At 43.5% G+C, this 24632-nt stretch carries 21 protein-coding genes; 8 read left to right on the forward strand and 13 right to left on the reverse strand.

All coding sequences use genetic code 11. The features are described from left to right. Nucleotides 1-237: 237 nt before the first annotated feature. Entirely contained in the window at nucleotides 238-1467 is a 1230-nt protein-coding gene (locus tag AAA938_RS04495) for a S8 family peptidase (protein ID WP_338227450.1), read from the forward strand. A gap of 114 nt (nucleotides 1468-1581) precedes the next feature. On the opposite strand, the gene AAA938_RS04500 is transcribed toward AAA938_RS04495, so the two are convergent. After that, nucleotides 1582-3792: a tetratricopeptide repeat protein gene (locus AAA938_RS04500; protein ID WP_338227451.1), complete on the reverse strand. Its 2211-nt coding sequence runs from the start codon at nucleotides 3790-3792 to the stop codon at nucleotides 1582-1584. A 151-nt stretch (nucleotides 3793-3943) separates the two neighbouring features. Between AAA938_RS04500 and AAA938_RS04505 the strand changes: the two genes are divergently transcribed. Further along, complete coding sequence (locus AAA938_RS04505) at nucleotides 3944-6265, forward strand: family 20 glycosylhydrolase (protein ID WP_338227452.1); 2322 nt, start codon at nucleotides 3944-3946, stop codon at nucleotides 6263-6265. 17 nt (nucleotides 6266-6282) lie between these two features. Here AAA938_RS04505 and AAA938_RS04510 read toward each other — a convergent pair whose 3' ends face one another. The 4 genes from AAA938_RS04510 to AAA938_RS04525 are packed head-to-tail and all read right to left on the reverse strand — an operon-like array spanning nucleotide 6283 to nucleotide 12922. Then, a complete protein-coding gene (locus AAA938_RS04510) occupies nucleotides 6283-7023 on the reverse strand; it encodes a sugar isomerase domain-containing protein (RefSeq protein WP_338227453.1) in 741 nt (246 codons plus the stop codon). A 12-nt stretch (nucleotides 7024-7035) separates the two neighbouring features. Then, nucleotides 7036-9150 (reverse strand): c-type cytochrome domain-containing protein, encoded by a 2115-nt coding sequence (locus AAA938_RS04515; protein WP_338227454.1) that lies wholly within the window; start codon nucleotides 9148-9150, stop codon nucleotides 7036-7038. 3 nt (nucleotides 9151-9153) lie between these two features. After that, complete coding sequence (locus tag AAA938_RS04520; RefSeq protein ID WP_338227455.1) at nucleotides 9154-10608, reverse strand: DUF1501 domain-containing protein; 1455 nt, start codon at nucleotides 10606-10608, stop codon at nucleotides 9154-9156. A 1-nt stretch (nucleotide 10609) separates the two neighbouring features. After that, a complete protein-coding gene (locus AAA938_RS04525; protein ID WP_338227456.1) occupies nucleotides 10610-12922 on the reverse strand; it encodes a PSD1 and planctomycete cytochrome C domain-containing protein in 2313 nt (770 codons plus the stop codon). A gap of 319 nt (nucleotides 12923-13241) precedes the next feature. On the opposite strand from AAA938_RS04525, the gene AAA938_RS04530 reads away from it, so the two are divergent. Continuing rightward, a complete protein-coding gene (locus AAA938_RS04530) occupies nucleotides 13242-13586 on the forward strand; it encodes a hypothetical protein (protein ID WP_338227457.1) in 345 nt (114 codons plus the stop codon). Nucleotides 13587-13638: 52 nt separating this feature from the next. On the opposite strand, the gene accC is transcribed toward AAA938_RS04530, so the two are convergent. The 7 genes from accC to pdxA all read right to left on the reverse strand — a co-directional run bounded on the left by accC (nucleotide 13639) and on the right by pdxA (nucleotide 19293). Next, the gene (gene accC, locus AAA938_RS04535; protein ID WP_338227458.1) at nucleotides 13639-14988 is read right to left on the reverse strand and encodes an acetyl-CoA carboxylase biotin carboxylase subunit; all 1350 of its coding nucleotides are present in this window, start codon (nucleotides 14986-14988) and stop codon (nucleotides 13639-13641) included. 25 nt (nucleotides 14989-15013) lie between these two features. Beyond that, nucleotides 15014-15487: an acetyl-CoA carboxylase biotin carboxyl carrier protein gene (gene accB / locus AAA938_RS04540; protein ID WP_338227459.1), complete on the reverse strand. Its 474-nt coding sequence runs from the start codon at nucleotides 15485-15487 to the stop codon at nucleotides 15014-15016. Nucleotides 15488-15580: 93 nt separating this feature from the next. Then, nucleotides 15581-16144, reverse strand: coding sequence for an elongation factor P (efp, locus tag AAA938_RS04545; RefSeq protein ID WP_338227460.1), 564 nt, complete (start codon nucleotides 16142-16144; stop codon nucleotides 15581-15583). A gap of 20 nt (nucleotides 16145-16164) precedes the next feature. Continuing rightward, complete coding sequence (locus AAA938_RS04550) at nucleotides 16165-17163, reverse strand: beta-ketoacyl-ACP synthase III (RefSeq protein ID WP_338227461.1); 999 nt, start codon at nucleotides 17161-17163, stop codon at nucleotides 16165-16167. Nucleotides 17164-17388: 225 nt separating this feature from the next. Further along, on the reverse strand, nucleotides 17389-17580 hold the full coding sequence (gene rpmF, locus AAA938_RS04555) for a 50S ribosomal protein L32 (protein ID WP_338218932.1): 192 nt from the start codon (nucleotides 17578-17580) through the stop codon (nucleotides 17389-17391). A 12-nt stretch (nucleotides 17581-17592) separates the two neighbouring features. Further along, the gene (locus AAA938_RS04560; protein WP_338227462.1) at nucleotides 17593-18171 is read right to left on the reverse strand and encodes a YceD family protein; all 579 of its coding nucleotides are present in this window, start codon (nucleotides 18169-18171) and stop codon (nucleotides 17593-17595) included. 99 nt (nucleotides 18172-18270) lie between these two features. Then, on the reverse strand, nucleotides 18271-19293 hold the full coding sequence (gene pdxA, locus AAA938_RS04565) for a 4-hydroxythreonine-4-phosphate dehydrogenase PdxA (protein WP_338227463.1): 1023 nt from the start codon (nucleotides 19291-19293) through the stop codon (nucleotides 18271-18273). Between the two features lie 101 nt (nucleotides 19294-19394). Here pdxA and rsmA point away from each other — a divergent pair, with 101 nt between their 5' ends. The 5 genes from rsmA to AAA938_RS04590 all read left to right on the forward strand — a co-directional run bounded on the left by rsmA (nucleotide 19395) and on the right by AAA938_RS04590 (nucleotide 23530). After that, nucleotides 19395-20180: a 16S rRNA (adenine(1518)-N(6)/adenine(1519)-N(6))-dimethyltransferase RsmA gene (gene rsmA, locus AAA938_RS04570; RefSeq protein WP_338227464.1), complete on the forward strand. Its 786-nt coding sequence runs from the start codon at nucleotides 19395-19397 to the stop codon at nucleotides 20178-20180. Then, nucleotides 20167-21534 (forward strand): magnesium transporter, encoded by a 1368-nt coding sequence (gene mgtE, locus AAA938_RS04575; protein WP_338227465.1) that lies wholly within the window; start codon nucleotides 20167-20169, stop codon nucleotides 21532-21534. The genes rsmA and mgtE overlap by 14 nt, the downstream gene beginning before the upstream one ends. Nucleotides 21535-21536: 2 nt before the next feature. Next, nucleotides 21537-22466: an NAD(P)-dependent oxidoreductase gene (locus AAA938_RS04580; RefSeq protein WP_338227466.1), complete on the forward strand. Its 930-nt coding sequence runs from the start codon at nucleotides 21537-21539 to the stop codon at nucleotides 22464-22466. Nucleotides 22467-22614: 148 nt separating this feature from the next. Next, a complete protein-coding gene (gene greA / locus AAA938_RS04585) occupies nucleotides 22615-23088 on the forward strand; it encodes a transcription elongation factor GreA (RefSeq protein WP_338227467.1) in 474 nt (157 codons plus the stop codon). 49 nt (nucleotides 23089-23137) lie between these two features. Continuing rightward, the gene (locus tag AAA938_RS04590; RefSeq protein ID WP_338227468.1) at nucleotides 23138-23530 is read left to right on the forward strand and encodes an HIT family protein; all 393 of its coding nucleotides are present in this window, start codon (nucleotides 23138-23140) and stop codon (nucleotides 23528-23530) included. Nucleotides 23531-23613: 83 nt separating this feature from the next. On the opposite strand, the gene trpS is transcribed toward AAA938_RS04590, so the two are convergent. Beyond that, nucleotides 23614-24591 carry a tryptophan--tRNA ligase gene (gene trpS, locus AAA938_RS04595; protein WP_338227469.1) on the reverse strand — a complete coding sequence of 326 codons (978 nt, stop codon included), beginning with the start codon at nucleotides 24589-24591 and terminating at the stop codon, nucleotides 23614-23616. Nucleotides 24592-24632 lie beyond the last annotated feature (41 nt).

A 24632-nucleotide genomic window follows, 5' to 3' on the forward strand; every position in this document is an offset into this window, starting at 1 on the left:
AGAATTCATTGAGAATATTTGAATTATTTCTATGTAATTTTTTAGATATTTATAAACCTTTGACTTTTAACTTTTGAGCTTTTCACTATGAAAAATCTAGTATTATTTATCGCTGTTTCTATTTTCCTTTCTAGTTGTTCTGAAAAGGAAATCAAACTCTCGAGCATTGAATTAGAAAGTTTAAATCCTTTTGGAATTCCAGACTCTTCAGTGATCAAAAATTCCTATCTAGTTTTCTTGAATCATGAAAAATTCAAGCCGATAATCGATGAATTTCCTTCTGATTCGAGTAAAGAAAATCCTGATATAATTGAAAAAGCTGCTTTGGCCAAAATCAATACTATTGTTGATTTTGGGAAACAATATGGATTGGATCTCAAGGCAGAACAAATCTTTGTAGAGGCTGCCTCAGGTTTTATTTTTGAAGATTCCTCAGAAACCATAATCAAGAAGATCATTTCGGAAAAAGGTCAAGGAAATATTAATGATGTCCAATCTGATTTCTATTTCTATTTGCAAAATCCAAGAGCAAGAATGCAAAATGGAGGAACGGCATTGCCCCAAACAGTCAGAGCAAGGATGCAGGACCATCCTCAGTGGGGCTATAATGTGGAAGGATTTACAAGCGACGCAGTTTTGTATTTGGGTGGTGGGCAGCTCTCGGATACTTCCAATAGATCGGATGCTAAAGTTTGGATAATTGACTCAGGAATAGATATAGATCATCAGGATTTAAAAGGATTGGTGAATGAAAGACTTAGCAGATCCTATGTGGATGGTTCTCCTGGAAATGATAAATGGGGGCATGGAACAGCTATGGCAGGCTTGATCGCAGCTATTCCTGAAAACATTAAATTACCTGAAGATCCTTCGTTGATAGGTATGACGGGAGTTTCACCGGGTGCCGAACTTGTTTCATTGAAAGTATTTGGTGAATATTCTGAAGCTAGATATTCAGATATTACTCGGGCTCTAAATCATATCGTTAGAAGACAGGGTAGGAGTGGAGATATCATTAATCTAAGTTTGGGTAACACTATCAGAAACTGTCATGCTTTTGGTCTTTATTCCATAATCAATAGGATGGCCAAAGATGGTTATATCTTTTCCATTGCCGCTGGAAATGCATTTGAAGGAAACTCACCCGTTAATGCAAATCAATACCTGCCTGCCTGTGCAGAGGGGAAAAATATCTATACAATCGCTTCATTTAAAATTGATTACCTCACTGGAGAAATATCCTTTTCCTACTTTTCTAATTTTGGAATTCCACCAACTGATTGGGCTGTACCTGGAAGTTATATTTTCACCACCTATCCTGAAGACAATAAATACGCGGTCATGGAAGGTACTTCCATGTCTGCTGCCTTATTCTCAGGCTTGCTCCATTTGACTAGGGGAAATCTTAATCAAAAAACAACAATCACAGATTCCCTTGGCAACATCTACCCGGTACCTCATAAGTGATTTCAATAAATGAATTTAGGATGGGTGTGTTTGAAAAAAATTTCTCTTTAAAACGGAAGTTTGGATTAAGAATTTGCTTCCTCTGGTGATTTAAATACAACTTAAACCTTGCACCTACCTTCCCCTTTCCAGAGAGGTAGAGGCCAATTCCTGATTAATTCGATTAAGATCATCACTTATCTGAGAGATGATCTTTTTGTATCTGATATCCTCTTTTAATTTGTCAAAAGCAGGGTTGAATTCAGTGAAAAAATAGTCCCTCCAGCCCCTTTCGTAAGCGATTTGAAGGTATTTGATCGCCTCAGGAACTTGGTTTTTAGCTGCATAAGCTGTGGAAATTTCCAAGGGCAGGTAATATTCTTCCGAACCCAAACTCATGGCTTCAATTTTCACTTGAATGATGGCATTGAGCAGGGAATCTGCAAATCTATCCTCACCCCGTTGTTTCAATAAGTACCCATAATTGATCGGGGTGCTGTAAAATTTATCAAAGCCGCTTTTCAGTTTTCTTTCAATGGAGATTTTCCAAACATTAAATGCAGAGTCATATTCTTGGGCATAGTAGAGAATTGCACCTGCTGCCCTTACATCAAACTCAGAACTGTCCTGAAAGGGAATATTTTCCAATAGGGCCAAGGCCTTTTCTTTTTCTCCCATTTCTATCAGCATGTTTGCTTTTAGTTCATAAGTAGTGAGGTTTTTGCTGATGGCCAAAGAGCGATCGAAATACTGAAGGGCTTCTTCAAATCTTCCGAGGATTTTATACGCCCACCCCAAATTCTGATAGGGTATGTGAGAACTTGGACCGAGATCGGCGGCTTTATTCTGAAGTTTGATTGCTTCAAGCAAATTGCCACTGGCAAAATTGATGGTTGCCAGATTGCCGATTGCATCGCTCAAATTAGGCTGAAAAGACAAGGCGGTTTCCATCGAGTTTTTTGCTTTGGTGTATTCACCCAAATCATAATAGACCATGCCTCTTGCACCATAGCCTTCCGCCAATTTTGGCTCTAATTCCAATGCCTTTGAGCTCATCTCTAAGCTCATGTCATACCATGGGCCTTTAGGTTCATCGAAGGCTATTTGAAAATAGGTTTTGGCCAACCAAGTGTAAGCCAAAGCATAATTTGGATCTAATTCAATTGCTTTTTTGAGCAATTCTGCAGCTTCAAAAAATAAACTTGGGTCGCCAAAACCAGCATAGTAGAGTTGTTTGGCTTTAAATACCAAGTCATACGCTTCCGCATTGGAAGTCTCTCCCTTGCCAATTTGAATGGATTCCTCAGCTGTAAGTTGCGCATCCAAGACTCTTGCGATATCCCGGGCTATATCATTTTGAAGTTGAGTGATGTCAGTGCCTTTTCGGGTGTATTCGTCAGTCCAGATATTTTTATTTTCATCTGCATCGATCAATTGCAGTTTAAATCTAATCCCCGAGTTTAATTGCTCTATGGTGCCTTTTAAAATGGTACTCACATCCAGCATTTTGGCAAGTGAATCCAAGGGTAAGGTGGATCCTTTGTAATCCGCCATAGTCGAATAAGAAATGGCTTTGATGGAGTTGATTTTGGATAATTGTCCGATGATGTTTTCGGTCAATCCGTCAGTGAAGTAGTCCAATTCAGAATCTCCATTGAGATTGACAAAAGGTAAAACCGCTACGGATTTGTCCTTTTCCCATACAGAATCTCGCCAAAATACCGAATAGGTGACCATGGTAAGCAAGAGAAAAACTACTCCGATGCCCACCCAATATTTCCATGGGTTTCGCTCCTGATATTTGATGTTTTGAAGAATATCCGCACGCTTGGGGATTGCCAATGGTTCATTGGTGAGTGCATGGAGCTCTACTTTATGCTCTACATTTTTGAGATTGAATCCTCCCAATCTTACGGTTTGGTAAATACTGTTTTCAGGAAGTCTGTGAAGGAGTTGCTCAGACAGCAAAATACTGGAAGGTACTCCTACGCTTTGAATCCGGGAACTTTGATTGACTGCGTCACCGAAGACATCACCATGGTCAAAAATGATGTCTCCACAATGAAGCCCAATTCGGAGTTGAAATTTTCCTATTTTGACACAGTGCTGCTGGATTTCCAAAGATGCCTGAAGTGCTCCTTCGGGGCTTTCAAAAACGCCCAGAATTCCATCTCCCAATTCTTTGATGATTTGCCCTCCATACTTGGAAAAGGTCTTTTGGTGAGCTTCTAGATTCTCTTTCATCAGCTGGAATGCACCGTCCTCATCCTTCCCCATCAACCGGGTATAGCCCACGATATCCGAAAAATAAACTACAGCCTGTTTTCTGATTAAGTTTTGATTCATAAAATCAGGTTAAAAATAAAGCTCGATCTGCAATGCTTAAACTAGGTAATTTTAGCTTCATAAAAAAATCCAATCAAGCCTTAAAAAATGTCATTTAATTGAATTTCAGATTATCTTATTATTCTTGTTAACTCCACCATTTGATTTGGCCATGAAGCAATTAGCTGTTCTATCGCTCATTTTAGTTTTATCCCTCATGTCCATTGTGTCTTTTGGGCAAGTTTCTGCCCGTTGGGAATTGGTTGAGAATCATTTTGGCAACCAGGAATATCACCAAGCCCAAATTTCCCTGACCAATACTTCAAGTCAAACGATCGAGGAAGGATGGAATCTCTATTTCAATACCATCTTCATTTCAGTAGCTACGCAATCCCTACATGAGGATTTGCGATTCAGGCATTTGCAGGGAGATTTTTTTACAATCGAGGGAAAATCCAAGTCCCCGGCATTTGCCCCCGGTGAAACCTTGGTCATTCCTTACAGAAGTCAAGGTTCATTTTTGAAAAATTCCTATGCACCTGAAGCGCTGATTTTTGAAAATGCCAATGGTTCTTTTTTTGAAATCAAAGATTACCAAACTACCACGATCAGTAAAAGTGAATTGATTCAAATGGCCGAAGGGACTTCCATCCCCATAGCTCAGAATGAAACGCTCATTCCGAAAAAAGAATGGGAAGAAAACCAAGTTCCTCCCTTTTTGCCCTCACCAAAGCAATGGAACTATACCGGGCCAACTATTCGGGTAAAAAATGCCGGTTTGGGAGTGGTAGGGGATCCTGAGTTTGTACAGGTTGCTTCATTTCTTCTTCAGCGAATCAAAAAGGGATATAAACCCCAAGTCAATCGAGAAGAAAAGCCGATTACTATCCAGGTGAATCGAGTGGACGGATTAGCCAAGGAGGCTTATCGGATCCAGATTGAAGACCGAAAGGTGGTCATTTCAGCAACCTCCCCAGAAGGGGCACTCTATGGAGTTCAATCCTTTTTGGCTATGATGCCAGCTGAATTTTGGGGCGAGGGCACGGATGAGCTGATTCTTCCACAAGTAGAAGTAGAGGACGAACCTGCTTTCGGCTATCGGGGTTTGTTTTTGGATGTGGCCAGAAATTTTCAGCCCAAAGGGCAGATTCTTAAATTATTGGATCTGATGTCCTTTTACAAATTGAATGTTTTTCATTTCAATTTGGCTAATGATGAGGGCTGGAGAATTGAAATTCCCGGTTTGCCTGAATTGACGGATTTTGGGAGTAGGAGAGGATTTTCTAAAGATGAACAGGATTTTCTTTGGCCTTATTATGGTTCCGGGGCCTATCCTGAGCAAAGTCCAAGTGGGACGGGGTATTACACCCGCGAGGATTTCAAGGAGATTTTGGCTTATGCTCATTCCCTTCATATCGAGGTCATTCCGGAGTTGGGAGTTCCTGCCCACTCCCGTGCAGCTATTTTGGCTATGGAGAAGCGATATCGGGATTTGATGAAAGCAGGGAAGCCAGATGAGGCACTTCGCTATCGCTTGGCAGATCCTGATGATCGATCTGTTTATCTATCTGCCCAGAATTTTAAAGGAAACACGGTTTGTGTCTGTCAGGAATCTACTTACACATTCTATGAAAAACTGATTCAGGAGATCAAAACCATGTATCAGGAAGCTCAAGTTCCTTTGCAGACTTGGCATACAGGAGGGGATGAGGTGCCAAGAGGAGCTTGGAAAGCTTCGCCTATTTGTGATGATTTCTTGGCCAAAAATCCAGAAATCAAGCGTGAAGACTTGAATGATTATTTCCGGTTTAGAGTAGCCCAAATGTTGAAAAAGGAAGGGATCGGTCATGGAGGTTGGGAAGAAATTGGGCAAAGTCACCAAGGAGACGATATAACTCCAAACGAAAAGTTTGCAGACCAAAATTGGAGATTGTATGCCTGGAATGCTGTGGCAGGCTGGGGAGGAGAAGATATGGCTTACAGGCTGGCCAATGCAGGCTATCCCGTTGTGATTTGCTCCAGTGCCAACTTTTACTTTGATCTGGCTTACAATTGGGATCCGGACGAGAGAGGACATACTTGGAGTGGAGTAGTAGATACCTATCAAGCATGGAAAACTGTGCCAGGCAAGCTATACCTTTCGCATGATCAGACCATAGCCGGTGATCCATGGGATTGGAAGGAGGCTGAGGGAAGATTTACCCAACTGACTGAAAAGGGAAAATCCAATATTCTGGGGGTTTCAGGTCAACTCTGGACCGAAACCGTCAAAAGTCCCGAAATGATGGAATACTACCTCCTGCCTAAAATGCTGGGCTATGTGGAAAGGGCTTGGGCAGGAGATCCCAAATGGGCCTCTTTGGCAACAGAGAATGAAATGAAAAGAGTCAGAGAAGATGAATGGGATAGGTTTGTCTTTCTTTTGAGGAAAAAAGAACTTCCAAGGCTTGAAAGGCAGTTTGGCGGATTTAATTTTCGGGAACCAGCTGATTAAGCTTTAAATACAAGTATCTAAAGCCCTTTGACTTGTCCTTTATATTTCTCGATCAAAAGGTCATTTTCCGCTTCTCCCACATCTGAGTTGGAGCTGTTGAAAATCTCGGGCCGAATTCCTTTTTCCAGTAAAATTCCCACTGCCTGAACTAGGATGGCCTGAAGGAGTGCTGCTCCTACCACCGTGGAGGTTGCCCCAACTTTGGTCGGAAAGCCCTCAAAATCAATGGATGCGTCTCCGATTTCTCCAAAGTTATCCAAGAATACGTCTGAGACCTGAAAAAGCTTTTGGCCAGAAGAATGTCTGGAATCTACGGATCGGCTATGGGTGAGATTGGTGATGGTGATGACTTTTGCCCCTGATTTTTGAGCCAGTTGAGCCATCTCGATGCTGACAGGATTTCTGCCGGAATTGGAAGAAATAAGGAATACGTCCTTTTCTCCCAGGACATAACCTTCAAATAGTTCCTTCGCGTAGCCTTCCTTTCGCTCTATCTCCGTGCTCCCTGAGGCATCTTCATGAAGCATCAACGGAGGGTCCAAGATGGGCCTTACCCTAGCAAAGCCACCTGCTCGATAAAAAATCTCCTCAGCCATCATGTGGGAATGTCCCGTGCCGGAGGTATAAATCCAGCCTTCCGATTGGACGCTGTCAGCGATCCATTGGGCGGCTGTTTGGATTTGTTTTTCCTGTTGAAAAGCCAGATTCAGCTTTTCCCCGATAGCTTGTTGATATCTTTTGAAAGGCTCTACTTTCATAGTTAAGGCTTACTAATACAGATAAATTTCATCGACAAAAACCCATCCTTTGGCTCCTGCGCCAGGATGCCATGCAGGTAGTCTCTCAATAGGACTCAATTTGATTTTGATCCGGTCAAATTCCTCCTGAGGCAAGTTTTGACTAAGCATATCAAACCGGGGCTCTTGGATTTTTTCAGAAATCATCGGAGGATTGGACTCCAGTTTTTTCCAGCCTTTTCCATTTCCTATCCAATATTCTACTTTTTCAGGTGGGAAAATATAGGCTCCCTCATGGAGCAAAAGGCCTACTTTTAGGTTTTCAGGAGATTGGTTTTCCTCAAGGAAAATTTCCAATTCCAAGGCTTGTTCAGAAAAGCCAAGCCATTCACCGGAAGTATGATTGGCTTTTCCCTTGATCCCGTCAAATAGGGTTGGGGCTCCATCGGCCTTGTATTTGGGATTGGGAAGGGTGATCAGATTCCAAGATTTTGGAGTTTTCCCTTTCTTGAAAAGTACCACTTTGTCCTCCTCGCTACCGATCCACTCCGTAGCAAAAGCCTTGGTCCGAATGGTGGAAGTTTTGTCGATTGGAAAAGGACCTGAATAAAGTGGGGAATTTAGGCTGTCAGGTTCCGTTTCATCCAGTGTGTATCTGATTTGCACAGAAGGAATGGGGTGCTTGATGCTTATTTCCGTAGTATTCTCAAACATCAGTTGATCGTACTCAATCTTGGGAGGGTTCAGTTGGTAGACGACCTCACTGGCGTCAAACCCAAAGTCTATTTCCACTCCTGAAAGTAAAGAAGAGAGCTTTTTCTTTTCCTCATCAGAAAGGCTACTCTGCCAAAAATAAAGATGGGTTAAGTTGGTCAAAGACTCTAAAACAGGAATGATTTCCGGACCCAATTTATTTCCGGAAATAGCCAACTGTAAAAGAGAGTTATTTCCCTCAAGGGATTTTAATTGGTCAGAACTCAAATCAGTAAAGTTGAGCTGCAATTCCTCCAAGTGTGGAAGCTCACTCAAGATCTCCAGATTCACTCCCTGAAGTGGCATTCTATTGAGATTGACTTTTACGATCTGATCTTTGACTGATTTCAGGTCATTCAGGGAATTGGGATCAAATGCAGAACTTCCAAAATAAGCCACCTCTAAAGCTGGCGAACCCGGATAAATCGGCTTTACTTTTCTGAAGAAATTATTGAGTTTTTCCACCTTATCAGCACTTGCTGAGGCGAAGTCATAGGAAGATTTTGCAGTAAAGCGATTGGATGCCAGCTGGAACAAGGGAGTATCACTCGGTAAATCGGTCACTTTCTGGTCAAATGTAGCTCCCTGAGCCACCCATTGTTCCAGAATTTCCATCTCCTCATCAGTGAGCTGTGCTTTGTTTTTGGGAGGCATGTGCTCTTCGTCCTCGAGGGGCAAATGAATCCGTTGGAAAAAGAGAGAAGCGGATGGATCGCCTGCCACTACAAAAGGACCGCTTTTTCCTCCCTTCTGAATTCCCGAAACCTGGTCCAATCTCAGTTCTCCCTTGATTTTCCCTTCTTTGTGACAAGCCACGCATTTGGTCTCCAAAATAGGTTGTACCAAATGGGCAAAGACCTCTGCTTCTTGGAGATTGACGGTTTTGGTTTCTTTTGCCAAAAGCGGTTCAAAAAGGAAATCCTCCCCATGGGTAAGATTGGCTCCAAAGTGCCCGGTCAAGACCAAAACAAGAGCCAATGCTGAAGTAGAAAACTTGAGGGCTTTGCTCGATTTTTTGCTTGAAAAGTAGATTCCGATGGAAATAAACAAAGAAATGATTCCCAGCCATTTATGCCAATTCAGTGAGTCTCCTTCGTAGTCTTCGGTAGCCAGAATCAATCCTGCTACCACCGTGATTCCAGCCAGATTTGCTCCCAATAGAAGTAGATTTCTGCCTTGGTCTTTCCAGCTTTTATCCCCTATCCAAAAAATCCCAACTGCCAACAAAAGGATGACTAATGGGAAGTGAAGTAAAAGAGGATGAAGCCTTCCGACAACTTGAACCCAAGCTGGTGCTTCTAGAGAATTTCCTCCCAAAACCAGGATTAGGGTCAATCCTCCCCAAAAAAACAGGAGGTTTTCCAGCCAATAGATTGCCTTTGAATACTTTGGCATAAATCAGGCAATCAAATCTTTGACAACTTTTCCATGGACATCGGTTAGTCGATATCGTCTTCCCAAATGCTTGTAGGTCAGTTTTTCATGGTCTATCCCCATCAAATGGAGTACAGTAGCCTGAAAATCATGTACATGTACGGGGTTTTCGGTGATATTGTATCCAAAGTCATCCGTTTCTCCATAAACTATTCCTGACTTGACACCTCCTCCTGCCATAAAAATGGAGAAGGCTCGGGGATGATGATCTCTACCATAGTTGGCAGGTGCGATTTTGCCCTGACAATAATTCGTTCGCCCAAATTCTCCTCCCCAAATCACCAATGTTTCGTCCAATAAGCCTCTTTGCTTGAGGTCTGTAATCAAGGCGGCGGAGGCCTGGTCCACATCTTTTGCCTGACCGATCATCTGATTTGGCAGATTGTCGTGGGCATCCCAACCCTGATGGTAAAGCTGAACAAATCGAACTCCATTTTCAGAGAGCTTTCTCGCCAAAAGGCAATTGGCAGCATAGGTACCTGGAACGAGGCATTCCGGGCCATAGAGTTTGACAATGCTATCAGGTTCTTTACTTACGTCTGTAATTTCCGGTACAGCCGTTTGCATTCGATAAGCCATCTCGTACTGCTGTACTTTGGTGGTGATCTGTGGATCATTGAATTCCCGATAGTTGAGATCATTCATGGCAGCCAAGTGGTCGAGCATTTTTCTGCGCTGATCCCGAGTCATGCCGTCAGGGTCGGAAAGATAGAGTACCGGATCTTCGGAATTGGAGAACTGAACTCCCTGATGACGGGCGTCCAAAAATCCATTAGACCAAAGTTTGGAATAAACTCCCTGACCGTTTCCTTTTCCTCGGCTCAGCAGCACACAGAATGCCGGGAGGTTTTCATTTTCACTTCCTAAGCCATAGCTCAGCCAAGAACCCATGCTGGGACGATTGCCTACTTGTGCTCCAGTCTGGAAAAAGGTCAGTGCCGGGTCGTGATTTATAGCCTCGGTATGCATGGATTTGACGATACACAGCTCATCTACCACGCTGGCTAAATGCGGAAAGAGCGAGGAAATCCAAGCTCGACTTTGCCCGTATTGATTGAATTCAAAATAAGAGCCGACCAAAGGAAAAGAGCTTTGTCCTGCTGTCATTCCGGTCAATCGCTGCCCCATTCGGATGGAATCGGGCAATTCTTGGCCAAAATTTTTGGTCAAAAGAGGCTTGTAATCAAAGGTTTCCAATTGGGAGGGCGCTCCGTTTTGGAACAGGTAAATGATTCGCTTGGCTTTAGGGGCAAAGTGAGGTAAAGCCTGCATGATAGCTTCTTCACTTCCGCTTTTTCCGGAAAACAAATCAGGGATCAAAAGTGAGCCCAAGGCCACGCTTCCCACACCTAAACTTAGTCTGGAAAGAAACTTCCTCCTGTTGTGATTCAATCCCTGCTCTAATATTTCCTTTTCCATTTTAGCTTCTGGTAATGGTTTCTTCCAAATTATAAAGACTCATGATGACCTGCATCAAGGCAGCATTCTGCGGGGTCATTGCTCCCTCGTTCATGGGATATTCTCCTATGTTCAGGGTCTTTTCCACTTCCTCAGGATTGCTGCTGAAGTAGGCTAATTCTTCCTCATAAAAATCCTTCAAAAGACTTCGCTCCTTGGATTTCATCTCTCGACAAAGAATTCGTAAGAATGCTTCATCCATTGCTTTTTCGGGATCCTTATGCTTTTCTGTCAGCTTGGTGGACAAAACTCTCGCCGCTTCCAAGACCATAGGGTCATTCATCATGACCAGGGCCTGAAGCGGAGTATTGGTTCGATTTCGGGAAATTTCGCATCGATCGCGGTTACTCGAATCGAAGATGATAGCCTTTGGAGGAGGTACAGTCAGTTTAATGAAGTTGTAAATGCCTCTTCGGTAAAGTTTGTCTCCTTGGTCCTGAACGTATGTAGCTAATGTACCTCGGCCTGAAGTGGCCGCTTCCCAAAGCCCCGATGGCTGGTAGGGCTTGACACTGGGACCGCCTAGTTCTGTCACCAGCATGCCACTACTTGCCAATACCAAGTCCTGAATATTTTCTGCAGGCAACCTCAACCTGGAAGATCGGGAGAGATAAAGATTATCGGGGTCTATTTCCAAGTGCTTATTGCTGATCTCTGCAGATTGTCGGTAGGTCGAGGACATGAGAATTTGTTTCAAAAGTCGTTTGATATCCCAATCATTTTCCATGAAGTCAGCCGCTAGCCAATCAAGCAGTTCGGGGTGCGTGGGCAAATCGCCCTGCATACCAAAATCCCCAGCTGATTTGACAATCCCTTTGCCGAATATTTCTTGCCAGATCAGATTGACAAAGACGCGGGAGGTTAGTGGATTTTCTCTGGAAGTAGCCCATTTGGCCAGACCTAAGCGATTTTTTTCATAAACCTCATCAAATTCCAAAATGGAAGCAGGAGTAGAAGCTTCAACAGGGACAGTAGGGGCATCGTACACTCCCCGGTCGAGAATATAGGTGGTTCGCTTTTCCGATTCGTCCAATTCCCCCATCACAGAGATGCTAAGCTTGGTGGTGTCCGAGTGATTGATGAAACTGAGAATTCCGTCCAAGTCCTCCTGTTCTACCCAAAGGATGGGTGTTTTGGCGGGTTTGGACTGGCTAACATCTCCTTCAAATCCTTTCTCTTTGGAATTGTTGAAAAAGGCAAAAAGCTCATAATATTCCTGCTGGGAAAAGGGGTCGTATTTGTGATCATGGCATTGGGCACATTCCATGGTGATGCCCAAAATCCCCTTGCTGAAGGTATTGGTTTTGTCCAGTACGTATTCGATACGGTATTCTTCATGAATCACTCCGCCTTCCTCGGTGTATTTATGGTTTCTGTTGAAAGCAGTCGCCAAGATCTGTTCTTTGGTAGGATTGGGTAAAAGGTCACCGGCTAGCTGCCAAGTGAGGAATTCATCGTAAGGCAGGTTTTTATTGAAAGCATGAATCAACCAGTCTCTATAGGGCCACTGGGAGCGATACTCATCATCCTGATATCCATAGCTGTCCGAATATCTGGAGATGTCCAACCATAGGATGGCCAGTTTCTCTCCAAATGCAGGCTGGGAGAGGAGTTCGTCCAATAGCTTTTCGTAAGTATTCCCGTTTTCAAATCCTACGTATTTATTCAAAAGTTCAGGAGTAGGAGGTAGTCCTGTGAGGTCAAGACTTGCTCTTTTGATCAAAGCGAAAGAATTGGCTTCGGGATTGGGACTCAGTCCTTTTTCCTTCATCTTTTTGAAGATGAAAGGATCAATATCATTGGCTCCCCAATCTGAATTCGGGACTTGGGGTTTTTCTATCGGCATAAAAGCCCAATGGGGTTCATACTTTGCTCCTTGTTCGATCCACTTTTTGATCAGGGTGATTTCAGAGTCAGTCAGGGAAAGATTGGATTCAGGTGGAGGCATTACCTCACCAGGGTCTTGGGAGGTGATCCGATGGTAGACTTCCGATTCGGATGGATTCCCTGAGACCAATGCAAATTTTCCAGGATTTTCCTTTAAGGCAGCAAAAGCACCTTCCTCAGTATCCAGCCGGAGATCGGCTTCTCTTTTATTGGCATCCGGACCATGGCAGGCAAAGCATTTATCGGAAAGGATTGGCCGAATATGAAAATTGTAACTGACTTGATCGCCGGAAGCTAGGCCTTCTTCTTGGGAGGAAGGAGATTGGCAAGAGGCTACGAAAAAGCCCAATGCCAGAAAAGAAGGAAAGTTTCTAAGGGAAAAGATCATTTTGGGGAGGAGCTTGATGCTTAAAAGTTAAAGAAAAATTTTAAAAAAGCTGTCCGGACTTTTTATGAAAAATTTTGTATAGACTTCTTTCCTTTATTCCAAATCCAATCGCTCTTTTATTTATTTCTGCGAAATAAAAATTGGTCTTTATGGAATACTCAATAAAATGAATTGGGGTAATAATTCACTTCTTGTTCAGGGGAGGGTAATTTTCAAAAAAAATGAAGCTATGAGAAATTCAGGTTTAAATGTGGTTTTCCCTTTTCTAATTCTTCTGGTTTTTTCTTCTTGTAAGGCGTACAGGAATGTGGAAAATTTGATGCCTAAAACCCCTAATGAAATTCAAAAAGGTCCTTTTGTCAAAGAATCTCTGTCGAAACTGGTAAACGGAGATAAGATTCAGGTCCTGACCCTTTCTGGAGACGCCAAAATGATGGTTTTTAGACATATAGAGGATGAAAAGGTAGTTGGAGAGCATTATGGGAAAAATGGAAATGAGATAAAATCTAATCAGAAAATTGAAATTCCACTTGGGGAGATTGATAAGCTTTATGTGAAGGGGGTGAGTCCAGGGCCATCAATTGCACTCGGATTAGTAAGCGTATTGGGGTTGATTTTTGGTATTTATGCAATAGCTGTTTCTTCCGGAGATGGATATTGGTAGAATAAAAAAAAGCCACTCGTTTGAGCGGCTATTTTATCCTGTTTAAGGTTGATTATCCTTTGATCACTGAGAAGTCAAAAGATTCCAGGAACTTCGTGGTAAAGTCCCCCTCTTTGAACTGCTCATTTTCCAACAAAGCAATGTGGAAAGGAATGGTTGTCTTGATTCCGTCGATGACAAATTCCTCCAAAGCACGCTTCATCCGCACGATCACTTCTTCCCTAGACTGACCACTTACAATTAGCTTGGCAATCATAGAGTCGTAGTTAGGCGGAATGACGTATCCTGCATACACGTGGGAGTCCACGCGCACTCCTCTGCCTCCGGGAAGATGTAGGTTGTGAATCTTTCCAGGGCTAGGACGGAAGCCGTTAGCCGGGTCCTCGGCATTGATTCTACATTCCATGGCAAACAATTTCGGATAGTAGTTTCTACCGGAGATCGTTTCTCCTGCTGCCACTTTAATCTGTTCTTTGATCAAGTCAAAATCAGTTACTTCTTCTGTAATCGGATGTTCCACCTGAATCCGGGTGTTCATCTCCATAAAGTAGAAGTTTCTGTGTTTATCTACGAGGAATTCGATAGTACCGGCACCTTCGTATTTGATAGCCTCAGCGCCTTTGATGGCTGCTTTTCCCATTTCTTCACGGAGTTCATCCGTAATGAAAGGAGAGGGCGTTTCTTCAACTAGCTTTTGGTGTCTTCTCTGGATAGAGCAATCTCTTTCAGAAAGATGGCAAGCTTTTCCTGTTCGATCACCTACAATCTGAATTTCGATGTGGCGGGGTTCCTCGACAAATTTCTCAAGGTAAAGTCCATCATTGCCAAAGGCGGCTCCGGACTCCATTCTGGCATCATCCCAGGCTTTTTGAAAATCTTTCTCTTCCTTGACAATTCTCATTCCTCTACCTCCACCACCGGCAGTAGCCTTGAGAATCACAGGATAGCCCATTTCAGCGGCAATTTTCTTGCCTTGGGTCACACTTTCCAAAAGACCATCAGAACCTGGAATTGTAGGAACTCCAGCGGCTTTCATCGTAGCTTTTGCCGTGGCCTTGTCACCCATTTTTCCGATCATATCCGGAGAGGCACCGATAAACTTGATTCCGTATTCTTCGCAAATTCTGGAGAACTCGGCGTTTTCGGAGAGAAATCCGTAGCCAGGATGGATTGCATCCGCATTAGTGATTTCTGCAGCGGCAATGATTCTTGGAATATTGAGGTAAGATTCCCTACTTGGTGCAGGACCGATGCATACAGCCTCATCGGCAAAGCGGACATGAAGACTGTCCTTGTCAGCGGTAGAATAAACAGCCACAGTCTTAATCCCCATCTCCTTGCAGGTACGGATGATTCTTAGGGCTATTTCTCCCCGGTTTGCTATTAGGATTTTTTTAAACACGCTTTTTTTGGGTTTAGTGAAAAAATCATCCGGCTGGATCCACCAAGAAAAGTGGCTGATCGTATTCTACCGGAGTGGCATTGCTCACCAGTATTTTCACAATTTTTCCTGAAATCTCTGATTCGATTTCATTGAATAGCTTCATCGCTTCGATGATGCAGACGGTTTGACCTGCTTTGATTGAGGCGCCTTCTGTTACGAAAGGAGCTGCATCAGGATTTGGAGTAAGGTAGAAAGTTCCAATCATGGGTGATTTAATCTCCAATAGATTGGATGGAGCTGCCGCTGGTGCAGGAGCTGGTGCAGCTGCAGGAGCTGGCGCTGGTGCCGCTGCTACAGGAGCTGGTGCGGGAGCTGCTACCACTTGCTGGACTGGTGCAGAACTGGATTCGGCATATTTCTTAATGGAAAGTTCGAATTCCTCTGTTTTAATCTTGACTTCTGCCAAGCCAGAGTTGGAAATGTAATCGATCAATTCCTGAATCTCTTTAGCTTTCATAGGGTTTTGGTTTGTTCAATGTCCGTGACATTGGTTGGGGTTTAAAAACAAAAAGGCTGTGTAATTTACAGAAATGACACAGCCAATAACAAATTATTTTACTCTTTCAGAATAGGAACCGTCTCGAGTATCGACCTTGATCATGATGTCTTGATCCACGAAAAGAGGAACCATAACAGTGGCACCGGTCTCTACGATAGCTGGCTTCAGCGTATTGGTAGCGGTATCGCCTTTGATTCCTGGCTCGGTGTAAGTCACCATCAATTCTACGAAAGGCGGAAGCTCTACAGAAAGAGGAGTCTCCGTCTCTGCGTGAACAAGGATATCCACCAGCTGCCCGTCTTTTAGTAGGTTGGCTCTTTCGATCAGATGCTCTTCCAAAGACATCTGCTCAAAGGTCTCGGTATCCATAAAGTGATGACCAAGATCATCTTTGTACAGAAATTGATGAGGTCTTTTCTCAACTCTCGCTGTGGTTACTTTTTCACCTGCGGAAAATGTCTTGTCCAATACTTTTCCACTTCTGAGACTTTTTAGCTTGGTTCTAACAAAAGCAGCTCCCTTTCCAGGTTTGACATGCTGGAATTCGACAATGGAATAAATGTCATTGTTCATTTCCAGACAGAGTCCGTTTTTAAAATCTGCAGTACTTGCCATATTTTACTTTTTCTGTTGTTTTATTTCGGGTCATAGGCCCATTTGAGATAGATGGCTCCCCAAGTGAAACCACCACCAAATGCGGCTAGGATTAGATTATCGCCTTTTTTCAATTGTTTTTCATATTCCCAAAGGCAAAGCGGAATAGTGGCGGCAGTGGTATTGCCATATCTTTCGATATTCATCATCACTTTTTCAGGGCCGACTCCCATTCGATTGGCTGTGGCATCGATGATTCGTTTGTTGGCTTGATGAGGTACAAGCCAAGCGATGTCGTCTCCTTTCAGGCCATTTCTTTCCATCACTTCCGCACTCACATCAGCCATATTGGTTACGGCAAATTTGAAGACGGTAGCCCCTTCCTGATAGGCAAAATGCTCTCTCTGGGCGATGGTTTCCGGTGAAGCGGGCTTACGGCTTCCTCCTGCTTTCATGTGAAGGTATGGCTCACCCGATCCATCTGCTTTGAGGATGGCATCCATGATTCCATACTCTTCAGTAGTGGCTTCCAGCAAAACAGCACCAGCACCGTCTCCAAAAAGAATACAGGTAGTGCGGTCTTGATAGTCCACGATGGAAGACATTTTATCTGCTCCGACTACCACTACTTTTTTGTGAGTTCCTGCTTGGATAAACTGTGCCCCAAGCTGGAGTGCATATAGGAATCCAGAACACGCAGCCCCTACATCAAAGCTGAAGGAGTTTTTTGCCCCCACCTTATCTGCAATAATATTGGCAGTAGCAGGGAAAGGCATATCTGGGGTGACAGTGGCACAAATGATCAGTTCGATTTCTTTGGGGTCAGTTCCGGTTTTTTCCAACAGGCCTTTGACTGCTTCGATTCCCATCACGGAAGTTCCCTGGTTTTCGCCTTTAAGGATTCTCCTTTCTTTAATGCCGGTCCTTGAGGTGATCCATTCGTCGTTGGTTTCGACAAGGGTTTCCAATTCTTTGTTGGTCAGTCGGTACTCAGGCACGTATCCTTGAATCCCTGTGACCTTGGCTCTTATTTTATCCATTCTTCTTGGGGTTTCAATGACTGCATTGAAATAGATGAGTCATTGGCTGGGTTGGTTTGATCCAGAATTAATGATAGGCGTCAAAAATAGTACAATGGTACCTGACCACCAAAGCCCAAAGGAGTAAGCTTTTTGAATTCCTTCATTTTCAGGAATTTCTGATTGATTAAAAATAAAAAATCCATCCCCTTGAGGAGATGGATTTAATAGGATGTAGACTTCTAATTAAGCCTGAATCTCTTTTTCGATAATTACTTGTCCTTTGTAGTACAATTTACCATCAAGCCAGAAGGCTCTGTGAGGCAAATGCATTTCTCCTGTGGTTGGGCATTTTGCCAATCCAGGTGCTTCCAGTTTGTAATGAGTTCTTCTTTTATCTCTTCTGGTTTTCGAAATTTTGCGTTTAGGATGTGCCATTTTATGCGTGGTTTATGATTGTTCTTTGTTTTTTAATTTCAGCAGTTGCTCCCAACGTGGGTCAACTGGTTTTGATTCTTTTTCTTCAGTTTCATTGGTTTCTTCCAAATCTTCTTCCTCCTCGGATTGGATGTAGACAAAACCACCTTCCGCTTCATAGTCCTCATCATCAAGTTCATTTCGGTGATCAGGATGAATTTTCTTTGCAGGAAGTGCGAGCAGGATAAATTCGTAGATCAATTGGGCCACATTGATTGAAGGGGTATCCCTCGTAATCATGCTTACATTTTCATCGATCTCTTGCTCGATAGGACCATACTTGTAGATCATTGTTTCGGAGGTCTCTAATTCATGATCAAAAACTTCCAAACTTCTATCACAGGTTAATTCAACTGTACCTTGGATGTGAAATTCCAGTTCAATCAAATTAGGCCCTTTGTCCATCAAGACCCGTACGGTCAGGCTGCCTTTATCCAGAATTTCATTGTCTTCGAAATGTCCGAAAAAGGTTTCGTCAATATCAAAGTCAAATTCGTGATGTCCTTCTTTGAACTTAATGACTTCAATATCAAAGGTTTTCAAGAATTTCACGTTTTCTCCTCCTGATTTAAGACCGCAAATGTAGGGATTAATTCAGGAATCAAGAAGTAGATTTTAAAATATTATTTGGTCTAGAGGCTAAAATTCTAATCAAATTTCTACTTCCTCCTGCTGATGTTGGGCAATTACGTCAGAGGCTAGTAGCAATGCTGCTCTCATCGAACCCTCATCAGCCAGGTTTTTCCCTGCTATGTTGTATGCCGTCCCGTGGTCCGGAGAAGTTCTCACCACGGGAAGCCCGCCGGTAAAATTAACTCCTGTACTAAAGGCTAAAGATTTAAAAGGAACAAGACCCTGATCGTGGTACATGGCCAAAACCCCGTCGAATTTGGTTTGATGCATCATTCCAAAAAAACCATCTGCAGGATAAGGGCCGAAAACCAGGTGGTTTTTGTCCTTGAGTTCTCTAATGGCCGGTTTGATGATATTTTCCTCCTCATCACCCAACAATCCATCTTCTCCTGCATGGGGATTCAGACCTAAAATCGCGATTTTTGGCTTGTTGATTCCAAAATCCTGACTTAGGCTTTGGAGAAAAATAGTGGTCTTTTGGATGATTTTTTCTTTGGTGATTGCCTCAGGAACTTTGGCTAAGGGAAGATGACCTGTAATCAATCCCACTCTCAAATCATCGGATATCATGGTCATCAGGCTGTCTTTGGCCCCAAAAGCTTCCGTGATGTACTCGGTATGACCAATGAACCGAAGCTCCTCACTGTTGATATTGTTTTTATTGAGTGGAGCTGTGACGAGCCCTTGAATCTTTCCGGCTTTCAGATCCTCTACCGCTGCCTGAAGAGATGCCAAAGCAAATTTTCCAGCCTCTTGGGTTTCTACCCCGGGTAGGATCTCTGGACAATCTTCCGTCACATTGATGACATTGACCTTATGGTATTGAACTTCGTCGATATTTCTGATTTGGGAAAAATTGAAACTCTCCAAGCTTAGCTGCTTTCGATAAAAGACTACTGCCTTGCCATGCCCGTAAATCACCGGCGTAAAGGACTTAAATACCCGATTATCAGCGAGTGCTTTTAGCGTGACTTCCAGCCCTATTCCATTGATATCTCCTATGCTGATGCCTAAAATTGGCCGGTTTTTTTTCGCGTTCATATTTCTGTTGGAAAAGCTTTAAAGAAGAAAATTCCCAAGCCTTTTGGAATATTCCCTTAATTTTAAGGCTGCAATTTATAAAAAATAATCACAGCCCTAGGATGGAAAAGGTCAGAGCAAAAAAGCATTTGGGACAGCATTTTCTGACCGACCTGAGTATTGCTGAGCGAATTGCTCAAGCGGTCAAGGGCCATGATGGGGTTTCGGCAGTTTTGGAGATCGGTCCGGGAATGGGAGTGCTGACAGATTATCTTTTGGAGGGGAATCTGGAGGTTTACCTCATTGATATTGACCGGGAGAGCATAGCCTATCTTCACAAAAAATACCCACAATTGGGAAATCGGATTTTGGAAGGAGATTACCTGAAATACGATTTTTCCCAATTGCTACCTGAGAAGTATGCTTTAGCAGGAAATTTTCCCTACAATATTTCCTCTCAGATTTTCTTCAAAGTGCTGGAAGAAAGAGAGAAAATCACCGAAGTGGTCTGCATGCTCCAAAAGGAAGTAGCTCAGCGTATCGCCTCTCCCAAAGGGAACAAGGATTACGGAATCCTATCGGTTTTGCTGCAGGCTTGGTACGATATCGAGTACCTATTTTCGGTACCTCCTCATGTGTTCAATCCTCCTCCCAAGGTGAATTCAGGGGTAATCCGACTCACCAGAAACTCGGTGAAGAAGCTGGATTGCGATGAGAAGCTTTTCTTCAAAGTGGTTAAGGCCGGATTTGGTACCAGAAGAAAAACCCTCAGAAATTGCCTCAAATCCTTCCATCTGCCGGAAGAATTCAAATCTCATCCGATGCTGGACTTGAGAGCCGAACAGCTGGATGTGAATGATTTTGTGTTTTTAACCCAAAAAATAGAAGCTAGTCGTGGAACCCATTAAGCAATTTGAGCTATCCAAAGAATACCTGGAAAGTCTCCAACTGGGGATTGAGCAGGGTGACAATGATTTCATTCAGGAATCCCTGGAAGGAGTCAATGTGGCGGATATTGCCGCGATTTTGGATGAGCTTGAGCTTCATGAGGTCACCTATGTGCTTCGGCTTTTGGAAAAGCAACTGGCGGCGGACATTCTGATCGAACTGGATCAGGCTACACTGACCAAGGTCCTGAGGGAATTTGAAAACAGTGAAATAGCTGAGTGGATTGTCCTGATGGACTCCGATGACGGTGCGGATATTCTCAATCTGATGTCCGACAAGGACAGAGAGGATGTCATCGCTGAGTTTCAGGATCGGGTGAAGTCCGAGCAGATTTTGGAACTCCTCCGCTACGAAGAAGATACAGCTGGGGGGATTATGGCCAAGGAATTTATCCGGGCCAACAAAAACTGGAACATTGTCCAGACCATCAATGAAATCCGGAGACAGGCTGAAAATGTGGAGAAGATTTTTTCCATCTATGTGGTTAATAACCGACAGCAACTTCTCGGAAGAGTTTCCTTAAAGAAAATCATTCTGGCCGCTTCCGATACCAGGATTGAGGACATTTATGAAGAAGATGTAATCTCAGTACCGGTGACCATGGACCAGGAAGAAGTAGCTGCCGTGATGAGGAAATATGACTTGGAATCGGTCCCCGTAGTCAATGTGAAAAATAAACTTGTCGGAAGAATCACCGTCGATGATATCTTGGATGTAGTGCAGGAAGAAGCTGATGAAGATATCCAAGCCATGGCCGGAGTATCGGCAGATATCGAGGAATCTGACTCAGTTTTCACCATTTCTAAAGCCCGACTGCCTTGGCTGCTGATCGGAGTCATGGGAGGCTTGATGGGGGCAAAGATCATCGGCTTTTTTGAAGATGGGCTCAGTAAGTACTTGGCTTTGGCTTCCTTTATTCCCTTGGTAGCGGCTACCGGCGGAAATGTGGGGATCCAAGCATCTTCTTTGATTGTTCAGTCCTTGGCCAGTAAATCAGCTTTTGACGACACCCCTTTCCAGCGTTTTGTAAAAGGCCTATTTGTAGCCTTGCTCAATGGTTTGGTTTTGGGTGCCTTTGTATTTTGTGTGGTGGTGTTTTTGTATGGATTCGAACCGATTTTCGGGATTACGGTGGGTTTTGCGCTTTTCTGCGTGGTCTTGCTAGCTTCTTTCATGGGGACAGTCACACCCATAGTTTTGAACCGTTTTGGAATCAATCCTGCCATCGCTTCAGGTCCGTTTATCACCACTACCAATGACCTTTTGGGGCTTGCCGTGTATTTCGGGGTAGCTATGCTTTTACTTAAGCTTTGACAATGAAAATTCTGATAATCGACGAAATGCACCTCAGTATTCTGGAGTTGCTGAGGAAAGATGGGCATGAGGTAGAATACGCTCCTGCAATCACCCGAGAAGAAATCATGGAGAAAATTGGAGAGGTGGAAGGATTGATCATCCGCTCTAAGACTCCCATGGACCGACCCCTTTTGGAATTGGCTTCACAACTGAAGTTTATCGGAAGAGCGGGTGCAGGATTGGACAAAATTGATCTGGATTACCTTGAGGGCAGAGGAATCAAGCTTTTTCATGCCGCAAAAGGAAATCGGGATGCGGTGGCTGAGCATGCCATCGGAGGATTGCTAGCCTTGTTTAACCATATGATAAAATCTGACACCGAGGTCAGAAAAGGAATTTGGGATCGGGAAGGCAACCGTGGACATGAACTCAAAGGGAAAACTGTGGGCGTCATGGGTTTCGGGAATATGGGTAAGGCCTTTGCCAAAAGACTACAGGGCTTTGGGGTTCGAATCCTTGCTTATGACAAATACAAAACGGGATTTGGAACGGATCAGGTAGAAGAAGTTTCTTGGGAAAGGTTAAAGAAAGAGGTGGATATTTTGAGTATTCATGTGCCCCTGACACCGGAGACGAAAGGGTTTTTCACCTTGGAAGAGTTGAAGGGATTTGCCAAACCTTTCTGGCTGATCAATACGGCGAGGGGAGAGGTAATTTCTTTTTCTACCCTGAATCAAGCCTTGGATCTCGGGATATTGAAAGGGGCGGTATTAGATGTTCTTGAAAATGAGAAATTCAAGAAATTCAGTCCAGAGCAACAGGCTGAATTCAGTCGATTGGCCGAGCGGGAGAATGTGCTTTTTTCACCGCATGTAGCTGGATGGACTTTTGAATCCTACGAGAAAATCAATCAGGTTTTAGTGGAGCAAATCCGAAAAGGGTTTAAGTAGTTTAAGCGGCTGAAATGCCTTTTTCCACGCTTGCTTTGACCAAAAGCTTTACTATCTTTGCAGGGTAAATAAAGGCAAAAACAAAGTAACGGTCTCCATCACGTGACCGTTACTTTGTTTTTAATGCCTTTTGAAAAGCTGTATTAATATGTCAAAAGTACAATACTACACCGAGGAAGGGCTGAAAAAGCTAAAGGATGAACTTCATGAGCTGAAGACCAAGGGAAGAGCGGATATTGCCCGTCAGATCGCTGAAGCCCGTGATAAAGGGGATCTCAGTGAAAATGCTGAATACGATGCGGCCAAAGATGCACAAGGTCTTTTGGAACTGAAAATTGCCAAACTGGAAGAGGTAGTGGGCAACGCCCGAATTCTGGATAATTCAAAAATGGACACCTCCAAAGCAGGCATCCTGAGCACGGTGAAAATCAAAAACGTGAAAAACGGAATGACGGTCAGCTATACCTTGGTTTCCGAGGAAGAAGCAGACCTGAAAGCGGGTAAGATTTCTTTAGCCTCTCCTTTCGGAAAAGGATTGGTCGGCAAAACAGTCGGGGAGATTGCGGAAATCAATGCACCTGCCGGAAAGCTGCAGTTTGAAATTTTGGATATCACGTATTAATCCCACAGTTAGAATCCCGGTTTTTCCGGGATTTTTTAATTTTACTCCTATGGCAAGCATATTTACAAAAATCATCAACCGGGAAATCCCTGCACAGATCGTTGCAGAGGATGAAAATTATATCGCGTTTTTGGACATCATGCCTTTAGTGAAAGGTCATGTTTTGGTGGTTCCCAAAAGAGAGGTGGATTACATATTCAATTTAGAACCTGAGGAATTGGCGGGGCTTCATGTCTTTGCCCAAAAAGTGGCTAAAGCCATGGACAAAACCATCTCCTGTACCCGGATTGGAGTCGCAGTGATAGGCTTGGAAGTTCCCCATGTTCACGTTCATCTGGTGCCTCTCCGCACCATGGATGATATCAATTTTACCAGACCCAAGCTTAAGCTTAGCCCTGAGGAATTGGCTGAGATAGCAGATAAGATTAGAGCCGGTTTTTGATCTTTTGATCCGGAATATTTCAAAAAAATGCCCCCATTAAGTTTCGACTTATTGGGGGCATTTTATTTGAGAAAGGCCTTGTATTATCTGAATCCCAGCTTTTCCCGGACTTGATTTAAGAGATTTAGTGCAATGCTTTTTGCTTTTGCCTCTCCTGCTTCCAGTCTTTTTTCGATTTCATCCGGGTGGTTCATAAAATAGTCAAAAGTTTCCCGCTCTTTTTTGAATAAAGTCAAAACCAATTCCAGCAATTCTTTTTTGGCATGGCCATATCCATAATTGCCTCCCAAGTATTTTTCCCTCATGGCTTCTGTTTGCTCAGAGGTTGCCAATAGAGAATAGAGCTTGAAGACTGTACAGGTATCAGGATCTTTGGGTTCTTCCAAAGGAGTACTGTCGGTGACGATCAGATTGATGTTTTTCTTCAGCTCTTTTTCAGGCAGGAAGATATCAATGATGTTGTTATACGACTTGCTCATTTTCTGCCCGTCTGTCCCGGGAATGATCATGACCTCTTCAGAAATCCTTGCTTCCGGAAGAATTAAGATGTCCTCTTCCATGATTCGGTTGAAGGCACTGGCAATATCTCTGGTCATTTCCAGATGTTGGAGTTGGTCTTTTCCGACCGGGACCAAATCTGCCGAATACAGAAGAATATCTGACGCCATCAGAACAGGATAGGTAAACAGTCCCGCATTGACATCTGCCAATCGAGAAGATTTGTCCTTGAAGCTATGGGCATTGGCCAGCATCGGGAAAGGCGTGAAGCAATTGAGGTACCAAGTAAGCTCTGTGACTTCGGGGATTCGGGATTGGCGGTAGAAAACTGTCTTTTCGATATCCAAACCAAAGGAAAGCCAAGCAGCAGCTACTGCCAAAGTGTTTTGCTTTCTTAATGCTGCATCCTTTCCGGTGGTAAGCGAATGGAAATCAGCGATGAAGATGAAAGACTCATCTTGTTGGTTTTGTCCGATGAGTTGGATTGCCGGAACGATTGCTCCCAAAATATTCCCCAAATGTGGGCGACCGGAGCTTTGAATTCCCGTAAGTACTCTTGCCATTTCTTAGATTTTGGCGCAAATTAAGTATTTGATACTAGAAT

The sequence above is a fragment of the Algoriphagus taiwanensis genome (genome assembly GCF_036245645.1).
GTDB classification, from domain to species: domain Bacteria; phylum Bacteroidota; class Bacteroidia; order Cytophagales; family Cyclobacteriaceae; genus Algoriphagus; species Algoriphagus taiwanensis.